Raw genomic sequence first — 22,549 nt, 5'->3', positions numbered from 1 at the left:
TCAAGGTCACTGAGCCGAAGAGCCACTGCTCGACTGGCTGCCGCCCGTGCCGGTCGAACCGGTGGTCCGCCCGGGAGTGTCGATGAACATGGTGACCTGCGCACCATTCTGGGTCTTGCCGGCGGCCAGATACAGCGCGTCTAGTATCTGCACATTCTTGAAGCCGGCCGAGGTCAGCCGGTCGCGAATCTGCTGCTGGGCTTGCGGCTGAGCACTGGCCTGTGTGCCCGCGGTGCCCGCCTGTGTGCCCGAGGTGCCCGCCTGTGTGCCCGAGGTGCCAGCCTGCGTGCCCGAGGTGCCGGCCTGCGTGCCCGACGTGCCAGCCTGCGTGCCCGAGGTGCCAGTCTGCGTGCCCGACATGCTGCCGGCTTGGTTGGACTGGGCGTTCTGGCTGAAGGCCGGGTCAACCACCATGGTGACCTGATTGCCCGACTTGGTCGTAGCTTTCACGAGATAAGCTGCGTCCAATGTGCGGACATCCTGAATGCCCGCCTGCTCGAGCGTGTTCTCGAGCTCCTGCTGCCCCATGACCGAGGTCTGCTGCGCAGCTTGGCCCGAGCTGGTCTGGCTGCCCGACTGCTGGCTTTGCGCAAGGGCCGGCGTTACGACGAAAAGTGCCAATGCGAGCGATGACGCGAGCGTGCGCATCTCTGTTCTCCTTCTTGTGGTTAGATTGGAAGACGGACCCGCCTGGCATCCTGTACCGAGCCAGGCCAATCCGTTGCACACCTGATGACCCCGGACGTCGGTCGCGGCCATCTACGGCGGATCAATTTCTGCGCAGACAAGAGGTTCCGAAAGCGTCAAGGCTCTCACCGCCAAATTCGAGCCCGATCTTGCCGTCCCTGGCGATTCGAAGAAAAAAGCGGAAATGCGTTAAGGCTCTGAGTAGCCATCGGGCTGGAGCTGCAGCGCGAATGTCCTGGGATCGTTTTGAAAAATAAAGCCGCCGCGGCGTTCGGCGTGGGCCGGCACATAGTCGAAGATCACCTCCCGCTCTTCGATGAGTTCGGCTCCATCAACCAGGCGGCCGCGGACGAGAACACCCGCTGCGGTCGCATCTCCGCTGTTCCGCATTGTGAAGCTCACGTGGAAGGCGTGTCCCATGGGCTGGATCTGTCCCACCACGGCCTCCAGTCTCGGCACGGCCGTCTGCGAACTGAACGCCTGATAACCGAGGAACCCGATCACGGCCAGCACGGCCAGAGCCGCGGCCGCGCCGGTCGCCCACTCGATTGCGCCGGGTTGGGGATTGTTCCGCCCGTTGCCGGTCTGCGCTTCTCGCGCCGCCTTGTCGCCAGCTTTCTTCCCAGTGGAGCCCAACGCAACCTCCGTCCCAACACCCGACAGCTTTGGCTAAAGGATCAGCCGTGCGGCCGCAGCGCCGAGCGCGGCGGGGAAAGCCAGCACGATGACCGTCATCAGGACCTGTGCGGCGGCAACGCCGTCGGTTCGCCCGAAGGTCCAAAGGACATAGAGGCTCACCAGCAAAGCGATGGCATAGCCGACGAGTGTGAAGCGCAGAAAGGCGCTCCACCAGGGCGTTTCCGGAGAAAGCTCGCTGCCGCCCTTGAATTCGACCGCATAGACGAAGCCATGCATCAGAGCCACGGAAAGCACCACCAAGGCGATCCCGTGCCATTCCGTCATCCTGTAGGAGATCAGGACCATTTCCTCGGTCGGAGCAACGTTGAGACCGAGGAACAGGGCCCCGATTCCCATGAGGAACAGCTCGCTCGCATAGGCTTCTTCCTTCGTCTTGCTTGCCGGCTTCGCCTTTCTTCCTCCCAGCTGGCTGCGCCCGAGCAGCGCACCGATGCTCGCCGGAACGGACTGGATCGCTATCTTTCCGATGATCTCGTCGGGCGGCATATCCAGCCTGATGATGCCCAAGACGGCCAGAACCAGCGTCGCAGCAACCAGGCCTATGCCGTAGGCGATCGCGGCATCCCGCAAGTCTTCGCGCCATTCGAACGTCTCCTCGAAGCCCGCATGGTAGGAGAGCAGTGTCAACAAGGGGATGTTCAGGACTAGGAGAAGGGTCAGTCGGAATCGGTCGAGATAAAACCCTAGCCACCACATCTCCATGGTCATCAGCATCGGCAGCGCGAAGATCAGCGCGCCGCCGAAGCCACGTGCGAGCCCGACGACGAACGTTCCCTCGGGTGATCCGGTCGCCTCGACAGCCTTCTGTTCCTCGGCATCGGCCTTGCTTCGTCCCATGGAGCACCGTTTCGATACCTCTACCGCCCGCGGTAGCCGAATTGAACGCGGCTCGCGCGCGCTTCTGCTGCGGTGGCCTGCGTCAGCGCCTTGCGTTCCGGTGAACGCACGCAGACGGGATCCGTCGCTGCCGGATCTCCCGCAAGGGCCAGGGCCTGGCAGCGGCAGCCGCCGAAATCGATGTGCTTGCGCGGGCAGCTGCGGCAGGGCTCTTGCATCCAGTGATCGCCTCGAAAGGCCTCGAACGCCGCGCCCTCGTACCAGATCGCCGCGAGCGGCGTGTGGCGGACATTGTCGAATGTCAGCGTATGGATTGTCTCGGCGGCGTGGCAGGGAAGCACGTTTCCGACCGGGGTTACGGTCATGCCAACCCGGCCCCAGCCGCCCATGCACGCCTTCGGATATGTCGCGTAGTAATCGGCAGGTACGTAGTCGATGACGAGCACGCCCTTCAGGCGCTCGCGCATGTCCTCCACCGTGCGCCTGGCCTGCAGTACCTGGGCCCGTGTCGGTATGAGGGCGGCGCGGTTCTTCTCGGCCCAGCCGTGGAACTGCACGGTCGCGATCTCGATGCGCTTGGCGCCGAGCTGGACGGCTAGATCGAGCATTGCTTGGATCTGGTCCATGTTCTGCTTATGGCAGACCGCGTTGATCGTAAGCGGTAGACCGGCCGTGCGCACCCAGGAGGCCACGGCCATCTTCCGGTGGTATGCGCCGTCGTAGCCGGCCACCCGGTCTGCCATCGTCGGGGTAGAACCCTGGATCGAGAGCTGCACGTGATCGAGGCCGGCCGCGGCCAATTCGGCGACCCGGCTTTCCGTCAGGCCGATCCCTGAGGTGATGAGGTTGGTGTAGAGGTTGAGCGACACGGCGGCCTTCGTCAGGTCAACGAGATCGCGCCGCGAGGCGGGCTCGCCGCCCGACAGATGGAGGTGCAGCACACCGAGATCAGCCGCTTGGCGAAAGGTGCCGACCCACTCCTCGGTGGAGAGTTCGTCCTTGGCATGCGCCAGGTCGAGCGGATTTGAGCAATAGGGGCAGGCGAGCGGGCATCGGTGCGTGAGTTCGGCTAGGAGCGCCATGGGCGGTGGCACTTGCTCGGCGCCGTGCGTTCGCGGCCTCTCGGTCGTGTCGGCGGCACTCATGAGACGATCTCCAGCATGCGCCGATCCGCAAGGGCCTGAACGAAACCGATGATATCGCCGGCGATCTGTTCCGGCGGGGCATTGAACGCGCGGGCGAAATCGGCGGCGATACGGTCGATCGAACGCTCGCCGTCCAAGGCCTCGAGGATCCTCAGGGCGATGTCGTCGAGCGCCAGCGCGCGCTCCGGTGCCAGCAGCACCTTCCGGCCGCGGACCGGGTCGTCGCGCAGCCGCACGCCGCGGGCGAGTCGCGCAACGGTGGCGCCGGTGACCCTAGTCGTGCTCTCGAAGCTCATCGGCTGCTCCCTCGGCGCGCGCGCCGGCGACGCCGTCTTGTCCGTTCCAGCCGCCGGGCGGAATGCGTGCAGGCAGCACATAGGCCGAATAGAGCGCATCCAGCTGCGCCCACAGGACATCCGTCTTGAAGATCAGCGCCGCTACCGCCGCATCCTGCTTCTCCCGCGTGTCCGCATGCTTGAGGACGTAGGAGAGGCCGAGTTGAACGTCTTTCGGCGCCTCCTCAAGCCGCTGGCGGAAATAGGCGAGTGATGACTCGTCGGCAAAGGCATAGTGCTGCAACAGCCCGGCAATGCGCTCCTCATGGATTTTCGGCGCGAACAGCTCGGTCAAAGAAGCAGCCACGGCTTCGATCATCGGCCTTTCCCGGACAAAGGCGACATAGGCGTCGACCGCGAACCGCGTGGCCGGGAGGACACCTTCGCTGGACGCCACATAGTCGGGATCGAGCCCCACAGCCTCCGCCAGCCTCAGCCACCGGCGGATGCCGCCGCCTTCGCTCAAGCCGCCGTCATGGTCCTCGATCCGCGATCGCCAGGCGCGACGCAGCTGGGGATCCGCCATGCGCGAAAGGAACGCGGCATCCTTCATCGGGATGCGACTTTGATAGTAGTAGCGGTTGATCACCCAGGCGCGCACCTGCGTCATCGTGCAGTCGCCGCCATGCAGCATCTGATGAAAGGGGTGCTTGTCGTGATAGCGTGCAGCGCCAACCGCGCGGAGCCGTTGCTCGAAGGCCTCGCGCGAGAGCGGCGGCTTCACAGCACGACCTCCATGCCGTCATGCCCGATCTCGCATCCGGCAGCCTCCACGCTGGCCCTCTCGGGACCAAAGCGCCACACGGGATTGGTGTTGTTGATGTGTATGTAGACAATCCTGCCGATGCCGAGCCCACTGAGGGCTTGCAAGCTGCCGCCGGGGCCGCCGATCGCCATGTGGCCCATGCGGCGGCCGGTCTTTACGCCGACCCCGGCGGCAATCATCTCCTCATCGCGGAAAACGGTACCATCGAAGAAGACCACGTCGCTGCCGCGGATACGGTCGGCCAGGCGATCCGTTAGCTCCGCGCAGCCCGGTATGTAGCAAACGCGCTTGCCGGCGGCGTTAATCTCGACGCCGACAGTCTGCTCGCCTTCGTGCGCCAGCGCGGATGGATCGCCTTCCATGAAGAGGGGCACCTTGCCAGGGACGGAGAACAGCGTCGCCTCGATGCCGTCGATCAGGGTGAAGGCGGTGTCGAGGCTGATCGTCCTGCGGTGCACGCAGTCCCGGTCGAGGACGCGAAACAGCGGGTTCCGATCGAGGATATCGGCAAGCGCCGCTGTCACGAACAGGTCGAAAGGCTGCCTCTCGCGCAGCACGAGCAATCCGGCGATATGGTCGACATCACCGCTCGTGAGAAGCACGCTCCTGATCGGGCTGTCGCGCCGTGCGCGCGGGTGAAGCTGCCGATTGAGCTCGATCTGCTGGCGGATGTCGGGCGAAGCGTTGAGCAGCGCCCAGCCGTAACCATCGGCGCTCACCGCCAGCGAGGATTGCGTTTGCGGCGTCACGCCGGATCCGGGGTCGCGGGCCGCGGCGCAATTCGTGCAGCCACAGTTCCACTGCGGAAGCCCGCCGCCAGCGGCCGCACCCAACACGAGCACGCGCAAGTCGACGCTCACGTTCAACTCTGCCGGTCAGCTCTCAAAAGAACGGCGGCTCGTCTCCGTCCGCAGGCGCATAGCCGTTGATTTCCATGCCGCAGCTGACTTCGATGAACCTCGGTGCGCGCCAGACCATACGTCCCTCCATTCGGGTGGGTGGCATTGGGAATGTTTTCGCCTTCCACCAGAAAGCGTCGGCGCCAACGAATAGTTGCACACGGTGATTGGCATGCGGCTACAGGCGAAGATGAGCACGTCCTCCACGCGGACCTCTGGGCGGGGCAACTCGCCTCGGCCGCATTCATCACGCCGGGGCCGGCATCTCCGTGGCGTGCGACCGGCCTTTCAGCTCATCGACGTCCAGCGAAAAATCTGACGAGGCATTGAGGAAGTCGCACCCGTGCACCACCAGCCCGTCCTCGCCCAAGATTGCAACGCCGTAGGCAGGCGGCTCCTGGCAGCCGAACACCTCCTTCTCCTCGGCGCCGAAGCGCAGAGCGACCTGGTGGTTGATGCTGCGCACGACGGTAAAGGGAATGCCTAGCCAGTTGCCGGCGACCGGCCGATGAAGATGCCCCAGGAAAAGGTGGCTGATCCGGTGTGCATGCGGTTTGACGATCTCGGCAAACGCCTTCCGGTCGGCGAGCGCGATCTCGTCCATTCGAGCGATGCCGACCGCGAATGGTGGATGGTGCATGAATATGAGAACGGGCCCTGCCGCCCCGGCAAGCTCTGTCTCCAGCCAGGCGAGACGGGCGCTGCAATAAGCGCCGGCATGACCTTCTTCGCCCTTCGTATCCAACGTCAGCAGGGTGTGGCCGCCCACAGGCCGCGATGATTGGACAAAGCCGTTCTGATCACGGGGGGCGTCAGGGAAACACGCCGTGAACGTCGCCCGATCGTCATGGTTGCCGATGAGCAGGGCCACCGGAGGGATCAATTCACCGGCGATGCCGCGGAACGTTTCGTAGGCGTCGGGCTCTCCCCAGTGCGCGAGGTCGCCGGTCACGACGCAGAGCGCGGCATCGGCATGGTGGGCGTTGATGTGCCCGACCGCGAGCCGGAAGCGCTCGCGAGGATCGAGCCCGTAGAGCATGGCCGGCGCGGCGACGATGTGCGTGTCCGACAGATGAACGATCTTCATTCTTGAACCTCATTCAGGGCTTGCAGGAGCCATGCGACGCCGGCATGGAAAAGGCCGGAAGAAGGGATTGGCGCGTGAGCCATTGTCATGCCATGCCGAATACGCCCAGGATTTCCGGATCTGCGAGATCGCGCGGTGAAACCTCTCGCGCCAGCTGACCCTTCTGCATCACATAGGCCCGGTTCACGAGGGAGGCGACGAAGGCGAGCTCCTGGTCGACGATCAGGATGCTGATCCCTTCCTTGGCATGGAGCTCGCGAAGCCGCTCGGCCAGCTCCTCGACGACCGACGGCTGCACGCCTTCCGATAGCTCGTCCAACAGGAGCAGCCGCGGCGACCGGATCACCGCCCGCGCGATCGCCAGCATCTGGCGCTCACCGCCGCTCAAGGCCGAGCTGCGGCGCGAAAGCAGCGGCCCGAGCTTTGGGAACAGGCTGACGACCTCGTCCACCGTTTTTCTGGCGCGCCATGATCCCGCGGCAGCCGCGAGCCTGAGGCTCTCCGCAACGGTCAAGTCCGGGAAACCTTGCCCTCCCTGCGGCACATAGGCGAGCCCCATCCGGCTGCGGCGATGCGGCGGCAGCGCCTCGACCGCCTCTCCGGCAAAGGCGATGGAGCCACGCTCGACGGCGATCAGGCCCATCAGCACGCGCAGCAGCGTGGTCTTGCCCATGCCGTTGTGGCCGACAATGCCGAGGATCTCGCCCTCGTTCTGGGAGAGGGTCACGTTGCGCAGCACCGGCGCCTTCCCATATCCGGCACTGACATTGCGGACCGAAAGCATCATGGGGCCGGCTGCCATTGTGACCCCAGATAGATCTCGCGCACCGTCGGGTTGCGGAGAATGTTGTCCATCGTGTCTTCCACCAGGATCGCGCCGCGGTGCAGCACCGTCACCCGCTTGGCCAGGAGCGAGATGAACTCGAGGTCGTGCTCGACGACGATGATCGTGGACCGCTGATTGAGCCGCCTGATCAGGCCGACGGTTTTCAGCATTTCGTCCCGCGTCATGCCGGCGGCGGGCTCGTCGAGCAGCCCCAGCACGGGGCGCGTCACCAGGAGCATGCCGAGCTCCACCCATTGCCGGTGCGCATGCGACAGCTCGTCGACCATCCTGGAGAAATCGCGGGGATCAGCAAAGCCGATCTCATCCAGCGCCCAGTCGACGGTGTCGTCGAGGCCCGGCCGGGGATGCGACCGCTTGCCGGCAAGCCAGATGTTCTCGCGCACGCTCAGCCCGCCATAAACGCTCGGGACCTGGTTCTTGATCGCGACACCCATGCGCGCGATCTGATGCGGGTGATAGCCATCAAGATTCCGCCCATTCAGCAGAATGCTGCCGCTCGTCGGCCGGAGCTGGTGCGTCAGGCACTTGAACAGCGTGCTCTTGCCCGCACCGTTGGGTCCGATCAGGCACCGCAGCTCGCCTTCAGTGACGGTGAGATCGACGCTGTTGACCGCCACCACGCCGCCGAAGCGGCAGGTGAGCTTCTCCGTCCGCAGGATCGGCGCATCAGTCATTGCGGGTCACCAGTGCCGCGGTGGCGTCAGGCTGGTCGAGCGGCACGCGTCGCGGCCAACCATGGCGGCGACCCAGGCCGCTTGAGCGGCCGGCAGGATGCCGCGCGGCATGAGGAGCACGAGGAAGATGATGATCGCTCCGAAAACCAGCGAGGTGTTGATGAGCTGGCTCGTGCCGAGATGGTTCGCCAGATATTGGAAGACAAAGCTCGCCACCAGAGGCCCGGCGAGCGTTCCGAGGCCGCCCGCCACCACCCACAGCAGGAATTGAGAGGCCTGGTTGAGGCCGAAGACAGTCGGGCCGACGAAACCCGCATTCGCCGTGAAAAGCGCACCGGCCAGGCCGGCGATGGCCGCGCTGACGGTGAAGCCCGCCATCTTGTAGAGGCGCGTATCATAGCCGAGGAGCTGGCTGCGGAGCTCGTTCTCGCGCACGGCGACCATGATGCGGCCGGGAGCGCTGAGGCGCAGCAGGTAAAGGAGGCCATAGACGAGCGCCAGGATGACGAAGCAGAAGCGGAACATCGCTTCGGGCGAAAGGAACGCGTCGGGCTCGCCGGGCCAATTGAGGGGCGGCACGCCGTTGATGCCGTTGAACCCGCCCAGCATGGCCGAGCCGATCCGATAGGAGGGATCCGAGGTCGAGTTCATAAAGCTGAACAGGATCAGCGTCACGCAGAGCGTGATGACGGCCAGGTAGACGTCGCCCACGCGGCCGAAGAACAGAAAATATCCGAGCAGGAGCGAAAACAGCGCCGGCGTAAGAATGGCCAGGGGCAGCGCGAGCGTGCTGTCGGCGAGGTTGAGGACGGTTATGGCATAGGCATAGGCCCCGAGCCCGAAGAAGGCCGCATGGCCAAAACTCAGGATGCCCATGGACCCCCACACGAAGGCGAGCCCCAGCGTGGCGAGCGCCAGCGCCGAGAAGGTGGAGAGCTGCAACAGGGCGAAGAGCTCGAAGATCCAGGGTCCGGCCACCGCGAAGGCGATCAGCAGGCCGAAGAAGGCGACAGCCGCCGCGTGCCGACGAATCCCGGTCATGTGCGTCGCCCCGAAAAGCGGCCCGAGATGCCCTCCGGCATCAGGCGCAGAAGGATGACGGCCGCCACGAGCAGGCCGGCCTGGCCGATCACGGGCGTCGTGGCGAAAGACAGGAGTGCCTCGATGGGCCCGAAGAGCGCTGCGGCCGAGATCATCCCCGTCACCATGGCCGTGCCGCCGCTGATGACGGTAACGAAGGCGCGCGCCACATAGCTTGCACCCATATGGGGGATGACGCCGGATATGGGCGCGAGCAGCCCACCCGCCAATCCGGCGAGGGCGGCGCCGGCCGTGAAGGTGACCGCATAGACCCGCTTTGGGTCGATGCCGAGCGTGGAGGCCATTTCGGGGTTTTGCATCGTGCCGCGGGCGACAAGCCCCCAGGACGTGCGGTTCAGGGCCACGAGGCTCGCCACGATCAGCACCGCGACAACGGCGATGAGCACGAGCTGATAGGCGCTGACGGAGTAGGCGCCGAGCGCGACACTACCAAGCGGCGCCGCCACGCCGTGCGTGGTGTTGCCGAAGAGCGCGGTGACGGCGCCGATCAGGAAGAGGCTCAAGCCCCAGGTCGCCAGCAGCGTCATCACCGTCTGCCCGTAGAAGCGGCGCACGATCAGCCGCTCCGCAACGAGACCGACGGCCGCAACCGTTGCCGGTGCGACCACGAAGATCGCCGCCCAGATATTGACGCCATGGTTGGCGGAAAGGACGGTCGCATAGCCGCCCAGCATGATGAATTCGCCATGGGCGAAATTGATGACCCGCATCATGCCGAAGATGATCGCGAGGCCGAGGCTGACCAGGGCCAGAAGCGCCACGCTGGTCGCAACCGCGATGAGGAGCACGACGAGCTGGTCCATAGGCTCAAGGCCTCCCGATTCGGCGGGACGGTTCCGGTCAGACGACCGGAACCAGGATTTCCGTGTTGCCCGGATTGGCCTTCAGATCGCAGCGACCCTCAAAACCATACGGCCGTACCTGTTCCCAGGTGGCGAGATGGTGCCATTTGCGGTCCTTGACCTGCATGATGTGCATGTCCTGCTGCGTGCTGTGGGTCGCGCCTTCGACCACCATCCGGCCGCTTGGCCCGTGCCATTCGATATTGTCGGCAAAGGCGGCCATCAGCGCGTCGCGCTCGAAGCTTCCCGCCTTCTTCACCGCCTCCGCCCAGATCATCGGCCCGATATAGCCACCGATCGCGATGCCGTTGATGTAGGGCCGCTCGGGGCCGACCGCGGCGTTGATGCGATCGAGAAAGGCCTTGTTCTCCGGCGTGTCCAGTTCCTCGAAATAGTTGTAGGCGGCGATGATGCCGTCGGTCTCGTCGGGGGTGAGCACCATGTGCTCGTTGCCGCCGCCGAAGACCACCGACACGATCGGGATCTTGTGCAGCATTCCGGCGGCCGCCCACTGGCGGTAGAAGGACATGTGCGGCCCGCCGACGAGGCAGGAATGGACATAGTCCGGCTTGGCGGCCTGGATCTTGGCAATAGCGGTGCTGAAGTCGGTCACGTCCAGGGGATAGTAGTCTTCGCCAACCACCTCGCCGCCGTTCTGCTTGGCCAGGTAGTTGGTCCAGATGCCGATGTTGCGCGGCGCGATGTAGTCGGCACCGATATAGAAGACCTTCTTGCCGAGATTCTTGAACGACCATTCCAGGAGCGGGATCGCCTGCTGGTCGCTTCCCGTATTGACAGAGATGGCGTTCGCCTCGCAGAGGCCGCCTTCATAGATGGTGCCGTAGAAGAAGGGCACTTTATAGCGGCGCAGGACCGGACGCGCTGCCTCGCGCTCGGCGCCGATGATGGCGCCTTGCACCATCACCACCTTGTCCCGCAAGGCCGCCTGCTGCGCATATTGCGGATAGTTCTTGATGTCCGACTGGCCGTCATAGGTCTTGAGCTCGATCTTCTTGCCGAGCAGGCCGCCGGCAGCGTTGATCTCGTCGATGGCAACCTTCATGCACATGTGCGAGGGAACGCCATAGACGTCGGTGCCGCCGGAAAGGTCGTGAAGGGAGCCGACGGCCACCGTATCCGACTGGGCGATCGCCGGTGCGATCCTGGACAAGATGCCAGCCGAGGCGACTGCCGACCCCACCAGCGCCGACTGCAACAGAGACCTGCGGGAAATTCTCATTGGTCCACTCTCCATGGAAGCGCTCGGCGTTTGCGGCGCGTCGGTGCATTCGAGGCGACGCGGGCCCGCGTCCCTCGCTTCGATCCGTTCGATTGACGGGGCTGCCCGGCCCAGGGGGCGGCGCGGGCTTAAGCGGCGTCGCGCAGCCTCAGGTTTCGTGACGCGAGTGCTGCACCCTCCGCAAGGGCGGCGAGCTTCATCCAGGCGATCTTCGGGTCGACGATCTCGTAGGAGGCGAAATTGGCGAAGCCGCAGTCCGTCCCGGCGACCACCCGCTCGTGCCCCACGATGCTCGCGTAGCGCTCGATGCGTTCGGCGATCAGGGCGGGGTGCTCGACATAGCTCGTGCAGGTGTCGATCACGCCGGGAATGAGAATCTTGTCGTCGGGGAGCGAAACCTCCTCCCATATTCTCCATTCGTGCTGGTGGCGTGGATTGGCGCCCTCGAACGAGATCGCGCCGGCCTTGGAGCGCAGGATGATCTCGACGATATCAGCCAGCGCCACGTCGTGGTGATGGGGCCCGTGATAATTGCCCCAGCACAGATGCAGCCGGAAGCGCTCGGAAGGGATGTTGCGGGTCGCGTGGTTAAGGATTTCGACGCGCCGCGCCACGTCGCGCCGGAAATCCTCGATGCTGTGCAGCGCCTTGCTGACGTGACGGCCCATGGCGAGATCGGGAGCATCGATCTGCAGGACGAGGCCTGCCGCCACGATCGACTCGTATTCGGCGCGCATGGCCTCGGCGATCGCCTCCCAATACGCCTCATCCGTCGGATAGTGCTGGTTCTCCAGATAGATGGCGATCACGCCCGGCGACGCCGCGGTCATGAAGAGGTCCGAAACGTCCCGCCCGTTGGACGCCGCCTTGAGGTTCTGAATATCCGTATCGAGAGCGGCGTGCCCGCGGTATTCGATCGGCCCCGTGCAGGCGGGGGTCGCCGGATCGAGGCCTTCTAGTGACCGCTGCGCGAACTCCGGCACGTCGTGAAGGTCCCAGATCGTCAGCCCGCCGCCCTTGCCTTCGAAGCCGGTGAGCCGCTCGCGGACATAGGTGGCATAGCCGATCTTGCTCGCCTCGCCGTCATTGACGATGTCGAGGCCGGCATCGATCTGCCTGCCGACCAGTTCGGCCACCGTCTCGCGGATTTGCCCCGGAAGCGCCTCCGCCTCGGCCGGCGTCAACGTGCCGCGATCATGCTTCACGATCGCCTCGGCCAGTGCCGCGGGACGCGGCAAGCTCCCGACATGGGTTGTCAAGATCCTGTCGACGCTGCGCTTCATTGCCCCTCTCCTGTGTCCGAACTTGACCGTCGGCACCTTCTTTAAGGGCTGGATATGACATCTTTATGTAAAAAGCGTAGGAGGGGCTCGGTTAAAAAATGAGTTTATCTCAATCGGCGGGGCCGAGGTTGCCTGAAATGCCGCCTTACAGCCGCTTGATGGAGAGGACGTCGAACGTCTTCTGCAGCGTGCCCACGGCCTCGTCATAGGTCTCGAGCGCCAGGCAGGCGACGAGGGCATCGATCACGGCAAGCTGCGCGATGCGGCTGGTCATCGCCTCGGTCCGGAACATCGTCTCCTTCGCGACCGTATGCAGGACCACATCGGCATATTTCTGGATCGGCGAACGGCCGAAATTCGTGACGCAGATCGTCCTGGCGCCCGCTTCCTTGGCAAGGCGGGTGGCGGCGACCGTCTCCACGGTGCTGCCCGAATGCGAAATGGTGATCACCGCCACGTTCGGTCCCGTCAGTGACGCGCTGATCGCCTGGATATGGCTGTCGACATGGACCCGCGCGTCGAGGCCGATGCGCATCATCCGGTAATGCGCGTCCTGGGCAATCGGCGCCGCGCTGCCGATTCCGAACACTTCCACGCGGTCGGCGGCAAGGATCATGTCGACCGCCCGCTTCATCTGCACGGGGTCGACCGCGCGCATCGTGTCCTCCAGCGCCTGCAGGCCGCTCCTGAAGATCTTGGTGATCGCGGTCGCGGTGTCGTCGCCGCGTTCGAGGTCCTCGTGGATGAACTGGACCGGTCGGACCAGGTCGCGGGCAAGGGCGAGCTTCAGCTGCTGGAAGCCGCGCGCGCCGATCTGCTGGCAGAAGCCGATGACGCTTCCTTCGGAGACGCCGATCCGCTCGGCCACCTCGGTGATGGACATGTGGACGACGTCATCGGCATGCTCGCTGACAAAAGCCGCAATCCGCCGGCCGACCGGCGGCAAAGAAGCCTGGATCACCTGGATGCGCTGCATGATCCCGTCCAGCGCACCGAGGGAGCCGTCAGCCGCCGCGCCTCCTTCCGCGCCGCCGCGCTCGCGGTTCTGCGGGCGAGCTGCCGATGAATCCTGCTTTCCCATGTCTACGCCTTCCGAGTCGCATTCCTTCGGGCCATGCTTATCGACGCCATCTGTGACGATTTCAAATCCAAAGGCTTGGTTGTTAAGAATATCTCGCACCTTCGTGCGGCCACAAGCTGAGAGCTTTCCCCAGGGGCCCCGGCTTGCCGCGTCGAGCGCTGCAATGACGGAGATGGCTGTAACACGCCCGTCATGCCGGCCTTGAGCCGGCATCCAGGGCCACACGGCACAAGCTTTCCCTGCGGGGCCCTGGATCACCCGGTCAAGCCGGGTGATGACGGTGGTGCAACTCAACGTCCAAACCGTCATGCCGGCCTTGAGCCGGCATCCAGGGCCACAAGCCGGGAGTTTTCCCCCGACAGGCACCTCTCAACAGCCTATTATGGACTTGCCAGGCTCACGCCTGATGGTCTGATCGTGGCGCCAGCGGTTCAAATAGACGGCGCCGTCCTTCATATAGCTCTTCAATGCGCGCCATGTTTCGCAATGAATCACGCACGTGCTCTCGAGCCGCTTCGATCGCTCGTGGCACATCGCGCGCCAGCACGGCATCGACGATCGCGCGGTGCTGGACGATGGCATCGGTCCAGGATGAGGTAAGCCATAACACCTCGAGCCACAAGGCAGCTTGGAGCTGCTCATAAAGCCGTCGCGTCATGTCTTGAATGACGGTGTTCTTTGTTGCTGCCGCGATCACCTCATGAACCTTCAGGCCGAGTTCGAGCTTCCGGGCGATCTCAACCGGCTCGGCCTGGTCTCGTCTGGCGAGCTCCTCGATATCGGCCATCACGCGCCTCAGCTGCTCGAAATCGTCCTCTGTCGCCATCCGGCACGCGATCTCCGCCGAATAGCCATCGAGCCCTTCGCGCGCGATGAGCAGATCGCGGATGCTGCGCGGATCAAAATGGAGGACGGAATAGCCGCTGTTCGATTTGCCGATGACAAGGCCTTCAGCTTCAAGAAGCATGAGCGCTTCGCGCAGAGGCGTACGGCTCACGCCGATCATCTCGGACAGGCGCAACTCCGAGAGCCTTTCACCCGGGTGAAAGTTTGCCGACAGGATCATGCCTTTCAAGGTCTCATAGGCATGGCGCCTGAGGGCACCTCCGCCTGCATGCGGTGCCTTTCTTTTCGGGTGAACGGCAGCTGTGTTCATACGAGGGGATCCCTGGGGTAGGCGAGGCCTGTATGGCCGGGTGCAAAGCCGGGCCTGCATTGCGCATCGGCACCTGGGAGGAGAGGAGCAACGGGCGGAGATCATCTCCTCTTGAGATGAGTGAGTCCCTCAGGGGCGAGCGAGTCTCATGTTCAAAGACGCTTCTAATTCCAGATTGTATGCAATAGTCGAGCGGCGGTTCGGCGTCAATTCTCCGAAGAACCAGCCGACAAGGCGCATGCCCCCGCATTTATCATGCCGCCGGGCTTCGATCCTCAGCCATGCCCTGGAAATCCCATCTCCACCCACCGAAGTGTGTCGTCGAGGGCCAGCTTTGCCTTCTCCATCAGCGCGTTGATTTGAGGTTCCGTGATGATCAAGGGCGGGCAGAGGTTGAAGTTGTCGCCGATGCCCCTTGTGATCACCCCATGCGCCTGAGCGCGCTTGCCGGCATAGGCGGCAACCCCCAGCGCCGGATCGAAAGTCGCTTTCGACGCCTTGTCCATCACGAGCTCCAATGTGCCGACGAGGCCCACGCCGCGGGCCTCGCCAACGAGCGGATGTTCGCCAAGCATGCGCAGCCCATCCTGAAAAAGGGGCGCGACGCGGCGCACGTGACCGAGGATGTCACGCTCCTCGTAGATCTTCAACGTCTCCAATGCGACCGCTGCGGCAACGGGGTGGCCGCTATAGGTGAAACCATGGCCAAAGGTGCCGATCTTGCCGCTCTCATCCACGACGGCTTGATAGACCTTTTCGTTGATCATCAGCGCCGAAATCGGCTGATAGGCGGCTGAGAGCTGCTTTGCCATGGTCATCATGTCTGGCTGGATGCCGAAGGTCTCACAGCCGAACATATTCCCTGTACGGCCGAACCCGCAGATGACCTCATCGGCAATCAGCAGGATGTCGTGCTTGCGCAGGACGTTCTGGATCTTCTCGAAATAGCTGCGCGGCGGTACGATGCACCCACCTGAGACCATCACCGGCTCGGCGAAGAACGCGCCGATCGTATCCGCCCCCTCGCGCTCGATCAGGTCTTCGAGCGACTGGGCACATCGGGTGGCAAACTCTTCCTCCGTCTCGCCCGGCTTGCCGAAACGGTAATATCCAGGACAGTCCGTATGAAGAACCTGCGGGATGGGCAGGTCAAAGTCTCGATGATTGTTCGGCAAGCCGGTCAAACTGGCTGATGCGATGGTGACGCCATGATAAGCCTTCATCCGTGAGATGATTTTCTTCTTGGCCGGCTGTCCCGTGGCATTGTGATAATACCAGACCAGCTTCATGGCCGTATCGTTGGCCTCGGATCCGGAATTCGCAAAGAAGACCTTCGACATCGGCACCGGCGCCAGCGCGAGAAGTCTTTCGGCCAGCTCGACCACCGGCTCGTTCGATTTATGGCCGAACGTATGGTAGAAGGGCAGCGTGCGCATTTGCCGGGCCGCGGCATCAACCAGCCGCTCCTCACTGAACCCGAGGGATGCGCAGAAGAGCCCCGCAAGCGCCTCGATATAGCGGTTTCCATCGTCGTCAAAGACATAGATCCCCTCACCACGCGTGATGACGAGTGGCCCCTCCTTCTCATGCACCTGCGCGTTGGTATAGGGGTGGAGGACGTGTGCGATGTCGCGGGCGCGAATGGAGTTCGGATGTTCGTTCATGATCGTTCCTGTTCTTGCGAGTAAACCGGGCGAGCGCACTGCCTTTGAGTGTTCGGCTCGATGTCGATTAGCGATGACTTGAGATGAACTGCTGGAAGCGTTCGGATTTGGGGGCGCCGAACACCTCTGCCGGAGACCCTTCCTCCTCGACCACGCCCTTGTGCAAAAACACGACCCGGTTCGACACGTCGCGGGCAAAACCCATTTCGTGGGTGACGACGAGCATCGTGCGGCCTTCCTCGGCAAGCGACCGCATGACCCGCAGCACTTCGCCGACAAGCTCGGGATCGAGCGCCGAGGTGGGCTCGTCGAACAGCATCACGTCCGGATGCATGGCCAAGGCGCGTGCAATGGCCGCGCGCTGCTGCTGACCACCGGACAGATGCGAAGGATACTGATTGCGCTTCTCCGCAATACCGACTTTCGCAAGCAGCGCCTCGGCCTCCGCGATACATTCGGCGCGCGGGCGCTTCTGCACGTGAACAGGCGCCTCGATCACATTCTCGAGGATGGTCATGTGCGACCAGAGATTGAAGCTTTGGAATACCATCGCCACCCGCGAGCGGATGCGATCCACCTGCCGCTGATCGGCGGCTTGCACGCCTCGCTTGCCCTGTTTCAGTCCGATCATCTCGCCTTTGATGCGGATCTCCCCGGAATCTGGCACTTCCAGGAGGTTGATACAGCGAAGCATGGTGGACTTGCCGGAACCCGATGCGCCGAGAATGGAAATGACGTCCCCCTCCATGGCCTCCAGCGATATGCCTCTGAGGACTTCGAGAGAGCCAAAGCTCTTGCGCAGGTTTCTGATCGACACGGCCGGGACAGCTTGAGACGGCACTTTTTGAGGTGAGAATGATGCAGCTGCATCAGACATGGGCAGCCTCCAGACGCGGCTCGACAGCAGGAGGACGGCGCAGATGGGGCGATAGCCACCACTCGATGGCCATGATGATGCGCGTCATGACGAAATTGATGGCGAGATAGATCAGGCCCGCGACCACGAAGATTTCGATCACCCGGAAGCTTTGCGCGATGAGCTTGGCGGCGATGCCGGTCACTTCCATCATGGTGATGACGGAGGCCAGGGAGGTTGCTTTCACCATCAGGATGATCTCGCTGCCATAGGCCGGAAGCGCCTGGCGGACAGCAATCGGAAAGATAATGCGGCGGAAAAGCAGGAAGCCGGACATGCCGCACGCGCGCGCGGCCTCAATCTCGTTCTGCGGAACAGCTTGCAGGCCGCCGCGAATGATCTCGCTTGAATAGGCGGCCGTGTTGAGCATCAAGGCGCAAACCGCGCACCAATATGCTTCACGGAAAAAGCCCCAGAGGCCGATCGAATCCAGAACCGAACGGAACTGACCGAGCCCGTAATAGATCAGGAAGATCTGGACGAGCAGGGGTGTGCCACGAAACACGAAGACATAGGCCCGCGCGGGCCAGTCGAGGATTTTCACGCCCGACAACCGCATGAGCGCAAGCAGCAGGGCGAGCGCGCTACCCAGCGCGAGAGATACGAAGGCCAGGTTCAGGGTCAGCGGCACGCCTCTGAGGAGGTTCACGAAGGTCTCCCCCATGAAGGCAAAATCCATCAGGAGGTCCTCCGCAGGCCGCGCATGGAATAGGTCTCGGCACGTTGGAAGAGATAGGTCGAGACCCAGGTGACGAAGAGATAAAGGATCGCCGCTGTAATGTAGAAATCGAACGGACGGCGGGTCGATCCCGCTGCGATATATGACTGGCGTAGCAGCTCAACCAGTCCGGTCACGGAAATCAATGCCGATTCCTTGAGCACGAGCTGCCATGTATTGCCGAGGCCGGGAATCGCGTAGCGCAAGACTTGCGGGATGATGATGCGGCGGAACATGAGCCACCGATGCATGCCCACGGAGCGCGCCGCCTCGAGCTCGCCCCGGCTGACGACCTGATAGGCGCCGCGAAACACTTCCGCCTGATAGGCCCCGGAAATCACACCAATCGCGAGAGCCCCGGTCACGAATGCCGGGACGCCGACAAATCCCTCGGCGCCGAACAGCCGACCGATCGCACTCAAGCCGGCGCTGCCTCCGAAATAGAACAGATAGATCACAAGCAGATCGGGAATGCCCCGCAGCACCGTCGTGTAGCCGTCCGCAAGCCATCTTAGGGCAACATTCCCGGCGATCTTTCCCCAAGCCACGATTGTTCCGATCACCGAGCCCACGAGAAAGCCGCAAGTGGCCACTGCAATCGTCATACAGGTTGCGATGAGAAGGGCCGATCCCCAGCCATTCGGGCCGAAACCGACGAGCTCGAAATAGCTCAGCTGCACACTGTATTGCCCGTTCTGTTGCTGCCTTCACCGGCGCCAGGCAGAATGCAATGGTTCTCGCCGCAGAATAACCATGGATCAGCCTGGCAAGGCATCGTTATGTGTGGGAACGCTCGCAATCGAGATGCAGAGATCAAGACCGGGGCGTTACGTCCGTTTTGAACCACTTCTCGGAAAGTGCTTTGAGCGTGCCATCTTTCATTGCCGCGCTGATCGCATCGTCGAACATTTGCTTGAGCTTTGTGTCCTCCTTCCGGAGGCCCACCGCAATGCCTTCCCCGAAAACATCTCCGGTGAAGGCTGGACCGACGATGGCGAAAGTGTCATACCCGGGCTTTTGCAGGGTAGAATTCAAAGAAGTCGTCTGAGCAACGATGGCGTCAAGCCGGCCAGCCTGCAAATCCAGATCATGCTGTTCCGTCGTTTTATATTCGCGCACCTCGACATCACCCTTGAAATACTTGTCGAGAAAGGCTGCATTCGATGTTGAGCCCTGGACGCCGATTGTCTTGCCCTTCAGAGCTTCCCTCAAGCGATCGATGGCCTGCTTCGCCTTTTCCGGATCCTTGTTGATATCGATGACCGCGCCTCCGCCGGGCAGGTTCGCCAGCGGACCGGACTTGTCCACCATGATGCCAGCCAGAGTAGATGCGTAGGGCTGGCTGAAATCCATGACCTCGCGGCGCTTGTCCGTCGCGATCATCGACGCCATGATCGCGTCGAACTTGTGCGCGTTCAGCGAGGGAATAAGACCATCCCAGTCTTGCGCCACGATCTCGCAGCTCACATTCATGCGCTTGCAGAGATCGTTGGCAAGATCGATCTCGAAACCCTCGAGCTTCCCACCCGGACCGCTGAAGTTCCAGGGCTCGTAAGCGCCTTCCGTAGCGATCGTAATCTTCGATGGTGCCGTCTGAGCCTGTGCAAGGCCGGTGGAAAAGCCAATGGCGGAAAGCACGGCAAGTGCGCGAAGAAATTTCATTGTCGCTCCCTCTCGATGACTGTTTAGGCCTTTGCGCCCTATTCTTGTTTATCTGCGTGGACCCGGTGCAAGGCTTCCCGGGTCGCCTTCTCGACCCCGTCGCGACTTAATGGCTCCTGTAGCAAGGCAGAGAAGCTCGAAGAGCATTTGCGCTCCGGCCTGAGCCGTGATCGAGGTGCTGTCATATTGCGGCGCCACCTCCACCACGTCCCCACCCACGATATTGAGGTCGATAAGACCACGCAGCAGCCGCAGGGCCTCGCTCGTGGTGAGACCTCCAATTTCTGGCGTCCCGGTTCCAGGAGCGAAGGCCGGGTCCAAGCTGTCGATGTCGAAGGAAACGTAGGTCGGGCCGTCCCCTGCGACTGCCCTGGCACGCTCGATCACGGCACCAAGGCCCAGTTCGGCAATTTCTTCCGCGTGGATGACGGTCATGCCCGACTCGAACGAGAACTCCCATAGATATTCGGAATTTCCCCGTATCCCGATCTGAATGGTCCGCTCGGGATCGAGGACGCCGTCGAGCACGGCCTGGCGGAACGGTCCGCCGTGATGGAATTTGCAACCCTCGAAGGAACCGCCGGTGTCGCAATGGGCGTCGATATGGATCATGCCCACCGGCCGATCTCTGCCGATCGCCCGCAGAATGGGCAGGCTGACGGAGTGATCGCCGCCGACCGAGAGCGGCAAGACGCCAGCGTCAACCGCCCGGCGGATGAATGTCTCGATGTCCTCGTGGCAGGTGGCCAGGTCGAACCGGCTGCGGAACGGTACATCGCCGATATCTGCGATTTCGCACACGGCGCTCGGCACCATCCGGAGCACATGCTCATATGGGCCGACCCGCTCGACGTCTCTGACGGCGCGCGGGCCAAAGCGGGCGCCGGACCGGTTTGTCACACCGAGATCCATCGGTATGCCTATGAGCGCTATGTCGAGACCGCCGAAGCCCGGCTGGTCGGGTGCATCCGGCCGATAAGGTGCTTTCAGGAGGGTGGGCACGCCTGCATAGGGCGCAGGACGACGGTCGCCGTCCTTGAAGACCAGCTCGGCAACCCGCCTGAAGGCGGGATCGAAAATATCACCTCCCGCAGCCGTCCCGTATTTCTCACGGAGCCTGCTGAGCTTGCTGAGATCAACCATCCTGAACCGTTCCCAGCCGGAGCTGTCCTGCCATCTTCCGGGTCTACCAGCCGAGTGCGCACCCATCCTTGCGGTGGTCGGAGCCGCCATAGAGAGCGCCGGTATTCCAGTCGATCCAAATGGCTTGCGCGCCGCCGATCGCCCAGGAGGGCGGAACGAGCTTGAAGCCGCGCCGCTCGAGTTCCATGCGCGTGTCCGGCGGCATGGTCCCCTCGACTTCGACCTGATCGGTGCCCGGTTTCGGAAACAGACGCGGCAGCGCAATGGCCGTTTGCAGATCGAGGCCGAAATCGATGATCTTGGTCATGAGATGAGCATGGCCCATCGCCTGATAGTGGCCACCCATCACCCCGAACGGCATCTGAACCTTTCCATCGCGGACCAGAATGCCGGGAATGATGGTGTGAAGCGGCCGCTTTCCGGGGGCGATCGCGTTGGGATGGCCTGGTTCCAACACGAAGCTTTGCCCGCGATTGTGCAGGAGGATACCGGTTTTCGGCGAAACCAGCCCGCTGCCAAAGGGATGGAACAGCGAATTGATGAAGCTGACGGCGTTGCGCTCCTTGTCGACGACGGTGATATAGACCGTGTCCCGGTGGTTCGGCGGCATATAGGCCGGAGGGGCTTCCAACGCCCGTTTCAGATCGATCTGGCTGCGGAGCTGCTCGGCGAGCTTCTCCGATAGCAGCCACTCAATCGGAACATCGACCTGCGCCGGGTCGGCAAGCACCGCATCCCGAATTGAATAGGCAAGACGGGTTGCCTCGATCTCCACATGGAGACGATCGGCGGACAAGGGATCTCCCTTGGCCTCGAAGCCTGCGAGAATGTTGAGGATCATCAAGGCGATGACGCCCTGGCCGCTCGGCGGGCACTCGAACACTTCATACCCGCGAAATTTTGTCTTGATCGGGCTGACGTAGTCTCCCTTGGCCGACTTGAAATCATCAAGAGTGTGAAGACCGCCCAACGCCTGCAGGCACTCCAGCATGTCCGTTGCCGCTGGACCGCGATAGAAGGCATCGGGCCCATGCTCGGCGATGAGCGCAAGCGTGGTCGCGAGTTCCGGCTGACGATGTACCGTGCCGGCGGCGGGCACGCGATCGCCCGGCAAGAATATCCGCGCCGTGTCCTTGTTTCCGCGGAGGAGCGCCTCCTGATTGGCCCAATCAGCGGCGACGCGCGGGGATATGACATAGCCGTCCCGCGCCAGCTCGATCGCCGGCTGGAGCAGTTCGCCGAAATCCCTCGTGCCATGGTCTCTGACCAGGGTCGCCCATGCGTCCACCGCGCCCGGGATGGTCACGGCGTGCGGGGACTGCCGCGGGATCTCGGAATAGCCCTGTGCCTTATACCACTCGGCCGTTGCAGCCGCTGGAGCACGCCCCGCCCCGTTATAGCCAATGATGTCGTCGGTCCCGCCTCTGGACAGCAGCGCAAAGCAGTCGCCACCGATTCCAGTGGAGCCGGGCTCCACAACGCACTGCACCGCACAGGCTGCGACGGCGGCGTCTATCGCATTTCCGCCACGCTGGAGAACGTTTACTGCCGTCAGCGTAGCCGCTGGATGCGACGTGGCCGCCATGCCGCGCCGCGACATGACGAGAGATCGGCCTGGGATTTCAAAGTTTCGCATCAAACAGATGTTTCCAAATGGCTGACGATTGCAGACTGGAAGTGGTGCCAGCCGCCGGCTGCGAGCTTTCCTCACGTGCACGGCTGGCACGAGGTCGATCCGTTGGAACGGAGCCTGGGGCCAGGACGAGC

General features: G+C 63.1%; 24 protein-coding genes. All 24 read right to left on the bottom strand.

Translation table 11 applies throughout. From position 1 onward, the window contains the following. Window positions 1–6: 6 nt before the first annotated feature. A complete protein-coding gene (locus tag E4P09_RS25820; protein ID WP_170984162.1) occupies window positions 7–648 on the bottom strand; it encodes a hypothetical protein in 642 nt (213 codons plus the stop codon). A 228-nt stretch (window positions 649–876) separates the two neighbouring features. Beyond that, entirely contained in the window at window positions 877–1,323 is a 447-nt protein-coding gene (locus tag E4P09_RS01055; protein ID WP_137387744.1) for a hypothetical protein, read from the bottom strand. 33 nt (window positions 1,324–1,356) lie between these two features. Further along, window positions 1,357–2,223 (bottom strand): TIGR02587 family membrane protein, encoded by an 867-nt coding sequence (locus E4P09_RS01050; protein ID WP_137387743.1) that lies wholly within the window; start codon window positions 2,221–2,223, stop codon window positions 1,357–1,359. Window positions 2,224–2,243: 20 nt separating this feature from the next. Next, window positions 2,244–3,368, bottom strand: coding sequence for a pyrroloquinoline quinone biosynthesis protein PqqE (pqqE, locus tag E4P09_RS01045; RefSeq protein WP_137387742.1), 1,125 nt, complete (start codon window positions 3,366–3,368; stop codon window positions 2,244–2,246). Next, on the bottom strand, window positions 3,365–3,664 hold the full coding sequence (gene pqqD / locus E4P09_RS01040) for a pyrroloquinoline quinone biosynthesis peptide chaperone PqqD (protein ID WP_137387741.1): 300 nt from the start codon (window positions 3,662–3,664) through the stop codon (window positions 3,365–3,367). Before pqqD ends, pqqE begins: the two co-directional genes overlap by 4 nt. Next, a complete protein-coding gene (gene pqqC, locus E4P09_RS01035; protein ID WP_137387740.1) occupies window positions 3,642–4,427 on the bottom strand; it encodes a pyrroloquinoline-quinone synthase PqqC in 786 nt (261 codons plus the stop codon). The genes pqqD and pqqC overlap by 23 nt, the downstream gene beginning before the upstream one ends. Next, window positions 4,424–5,335, bottom strand: coding sequence for a pyrroloquinoline quinone biosynthesis protein PqqB (gene pqqB, locus E4P09_RS01030; RefSeq protein ID WP_137387739.1), 912 nt, complete (start codon window positions 5,333–5,335; stop codon window positions 4,424–4,426). The genes pqqC and pqqB overlap by 4 nt, the downstream gene beginning before the upstream one ends. Window positions 5,336–5,351: 16 nt before the next feature. Then, window positions 5,352–5,447: a pyrroloquinoline quinone precursor peptide PqqA gene (pqqA, locus tag E4P09_RS01025; protein WP_137387738.1), complete on the bottom strand. Its 96-nt coding sequence runs from the start codon at window positions 5,445–5,447 to the stop codon at window positions 5,352–5,354. Window positions 5,448–5,615: 168 nt separating this feature from the next. After that, the gene (locus tag E4P09_RS01020; protein ID WP_137387737.1) at window positions 5,616–6,455 is read right to left on the bottom strand and encodes a phosphodiesterase; all 840 of its coding nucleotides are present in this window, start codon (window positions 6,453–6,455) and stop codon (window positions 5,616–5,618) included. Window positions 6,456–6,540: 85 nt separating this feature from the next. Then, the gene (locus E4P09_RS01015) at window positions 6,541–7,242 is read right to left on the bottom strand and encodes an ABC transporter ATP-binding protein (RefSeq protein ID WP_170984161.1); all 702 of its coding nucleotides are present in this window, start codon (window positions 7,240–7,242) and stop codon (window positions 6,541–6,543) included. Further along, the gene (locus E4P09_RS01010) at window positions 7,239–7,976 is read right to left on the bottom strand and encodes an ATP-binding cassette domain-containing protein (RefSeq protein ID WP_137387735.1); all 738 of its coding nucleotides are present in this window, start codon (window positions 7,974–7,976) and stop codon (window positions 7,239–7,241) included. The genes E4P09_RS01015 and E4P09_RS01010 overlap by 4 nt, the downstream gene beginning before the upstream one ends. A 6-nt stretch (window positions 7,977–7,982) precedes the next feature. After that, window positions 7,983–9,017 (bottom strand): branched-chain amino acid ABC transporter permease, encoded by a 1,035-nt coding sequence (locus E4P09_RS01005; RefSeq protein WP_137387734.1) that lies wholly within the window; start codon window positions 9,015–9,017, stop codon window positions 7,983–7,985. Further along, window positions 9,014–9,880, bottom strand: a complete 867-nt coding sequence (locus tag E4P09_RS01000) for a branched-chain amino acid ABC transporter permease (protein WP_137387733.1) — start codon at window positions 9,878–9,880, stop codon at window positions 9,014–9,016. Before E4P09_RS01000 ends, E4P09_RS01005 begins: the two co-directional genes overlap by 4 nt. Window positions 9,881–9,917: 37 nt before the next feature. Continuing rightward, the gene (locus E4P09_RS00995) at window positions 9,918–11,159 is read right to left on the bottom strand and encodes an ABC transporter substrate-binding protein (RefSeq protein WP_170984160.1); all 1,242 of its coding nucleotides are present in this window, start codon (window positions 11,157–11,159) and stop codon (window positions 9,918–9,920) included. Between the two features lie 128 nt (window positions 11,160–11,287). Beyond that, a complete protein-coding gene (locus E4P09_RS00990) occupies window positions 11,288–12,442 on the bottom strand; it encodes a cobalamin-independent methionine synthase II family protein (protein WP_137387731.1) in 1,155 nt (384 codons plus the stop codon). A 145-nt stretch (window positions 12,443–12,587) separates the two neighbouring features. Continuing rightward, complete coding sequence (locus tag E4P09_RS00985; RefSeq protein WP_137387730.1) at window positions 12,588–13,523, bottom strand: MurR/RpiR family transcriptional regulator; 936 nt, start codon at window positions 13,521–13,523, stop codon at window positions 12,588–12,590. 397 nt (window positions 13,524–13,920) lie between these two features. Then, window positions 13,921–14,679 (bottom strand): GntR family transcriptional regulator, encoded by a 759-nt coding sequence (locus tag E4P09_RS00980; RefSeq protein WP_170984159.1) that lies wholly within the window; start codon window positions 14,677–14,679, stop codon window positions 13,921–13,923. A gap of 275 nt (window positions 14,680–14,954) precedes the next feature. Beyond that, entirely contained in the window at window positions 14,955–16,343 is a 1,389-nt protein-coding gene (locus E4P09_RS00975; RefSeq protein ID WP_137387728.1) for an aspartate aminotransferase family protein, read from the bottom strand. A 67-nt stretch (window positions 16,344–16,410) separates the two neighbouring features. Beyond that, the gene (locus E4P09_RS00970; RefSeq protein ID WP_137387727.1) at window positions 16,411–17,220 is read right to left on the bottom strand and encodes an ABC transporter ATP-binding protein; all 810 of its coding nucleotides are present in this window, start codon (window positions 17,218–17,220) and stop codon (window positions 16,411–16,413) included. Further along, the gene (locus E4P09_RS00965) at window positions 17,213–17,938 is read right to left on the bottom strand and encodes an ABC transporter permease (protein ID WP_137387726.1); all 726 of its coding nucleotides are present in this window, start codon (window positions 17,936–17,938) and stop codon (window positions 17,213–17,215) included. The genes E4P09_RS00970 and E4P09_RS00965 overlap by 8 nt, the downstream gene beginning before the upstream one ends. Beyond that, window positions 17,938–18,657 (bottom strand): ABC transporter permease, encoded by a 720-nt coding sequence (locus E4P09_RS00960; RefSeq protein ID WP_137387725.1) that lies wholly within the window; start codon window positions 18,655–18,657, stop codon window positions 17,938–17,940. Before E4P09_RS00960 ends, E4P09_RS00965 begins: the two co-directional genes overlap by 1 nt. A 133-nt stretch (window positions 18,658–18,790) precedes the next feature. Further along, window positions 18,791–19,639 (bottom strand): transporter substrate-binding domain-containing protein, encoded by an 849-nt coding sequence (locus E4P09_RS00955; protein WP_137387724.1) that lies wholly within the window; start codon window positions 19,637–19,639, stop codon window positions 18,791–18,793. Between the two features lie 48 nt (window positions 19,640–19,687). Beyond that, window positions 19,688–20,782 carry an agmatinase gene (gene speB, locus E4P09_RS00950; protein ID WP_137387723.1) on the bottom strand — a complete coding sequence of 365 codons (1,095 nt, stop codon included), beginning with the start codon at window positions 20,780–20,782 and terminating at the stop codon, window positions 19,688–19,690. Between the two features lie 43 nt (window positions 20,783–20,825). After that, entirely contained in the window at window positions 20,826–22,418 is a 1,593-nt protein-coding gene (gene ggt, locus E4P09_RS00945; protein WP_137387722.1) for a gamma-glutamyltransferase, read from the bottom strand. Window positions 22,419–22,549: the final 131 nt, after the last annotated feature.

The sequence above is a fragment of the Rhodoligotrophos defluvii genome, from assembly GCF_005281615.1.
GTDB classification, from domain to species: domain Bacteria; phylum Pseudomonadota; class Alphaproteobacteria; order Rhizobiales; family Im1; genus Rhodoligotrophos; species Rhodoligotrophos defluvii.
This window is presented reverse-complemented; position numbering and strand designations above follow the sequence as displayed.